Genomic DNA, 1255 nt, shown 5'->3' with positions numbered 1-1255 from the left:
ACTACACCACCAATTCCAAACTGACCGACCTGGGCCAGATCGCCAACGTGATCGTGGACAGCACGAAGGGTGTGCGCATGAGCGACGTGGCGCAGGTGCGCGGCAGCACCACCACCACCGGCGTGACCCGCGTCAATGGCCTACCGGTCGTGCTGGTCAGCATCCAGCAGACCTCGGGCAGCAACGCGGTGTCGGTGGTAGACGGCGTCAAGGCCATGATCGGCCAGATCAAACTGCCCACCGGGTACAAGATTACCTACAGCAACGACACCACCGGCCCGATTCGCGCCAGCCTCGACTCGACTATGCACGAGCTGTGGCTGACCGCGCTGGTCGTGGCCCTGATCACGCTGCTGTTTCTGGGACGCCTGAATACCGCGCTGACTGTCATCGCCGCCATTCCGATCTCGCTGGCCGCCGCGCCCATCTTGTACAAGCTGATGGGCTTTACCTTCAATCAGGTGTCGCTGCTGGCGCTGATCGTGGCGATCGGGATTGTGGTGGACGACTCGATTGTGGTCGCCGAGAACGTCGAGCGTTACCGCGCGATGGGCTTTGGCCGCCTGCAATCGGTGCTGCGCGGGGCCTCGGAGGTCTTCAGCGCCGTGGTCGCCGCCTCGCTCGCGCTGCTCTCGGTGCTTATTCCGGTCAGCTTCATGGGCGGCATCATCGGGGCGTTCATCAAGCAGTTCTCGCTGGGGCTGGCGGCGGCGGTGGCGATGTCTTTTCTCGAAGCGCTGCTGTTCCTGACCGTGCGCATGGCCTACACCCCCGACGCCGCGCCGCTCGGCTGGCGTGACCTCCCAGCCACCTTCGCCAAACTGCCACAGGCCGTGCGCTGGGGCGTGCATTCGGTGAAAACGTGGTGGTTCTGGGTGCTGGCGCTGGGCCTGCTGGCTTACCTCTGGAACCGCAGCGACAACCATCTGCTGGCCGCCGCTGCGCTGCTGCTGCCCGCCGCGCTGATCCTCCTGCGCTACGTCTGGGGCATTGTGCTGGCTTTCTTGGAAGCGTTGACGACCACCTTGCACGGCGTCACCGACCGGATTCTGTCGGCCTTGCGCGACGCCTACGCCCGCAGCCTCGACGAGGCGCTGCATTTTAGCCCACTGGTACTGATCTTCTCGGTGCTGTTCCTAGCCGCCACCGTGCTGCTGGTCATTCCGCGCACACAGTTCACGTTCATGCCGACCACCGATTCGGGCACCATGCGGGCCGGGCTGCGCCTGCCTGCCGGACTCGATCTGACGACCCG

At 64.9% G+C, this 1255-nt stretch carries 1 protein-coding gene; it reads left to right on the top strand.

Annotated elements, in window-relative coordinates:
• The coding region (locus tag QZ269_RS04145) for an efflux RND transporter permease subunit (protein WP_291424640.1) at positions 1–1255 on the top strand (1255 nt) is incomplete at both ends.

It is taken from the genome of Deinococcus sp. (assembly GCF_018260405.1).
GTDB lineage: Bacteria > Deinococcota > Deinococci > Deinococcales > Deinococcaceae > Deinococcus.
This window is presented reverse-complemented; position numbering and strand designations above follow the sequence as displayed.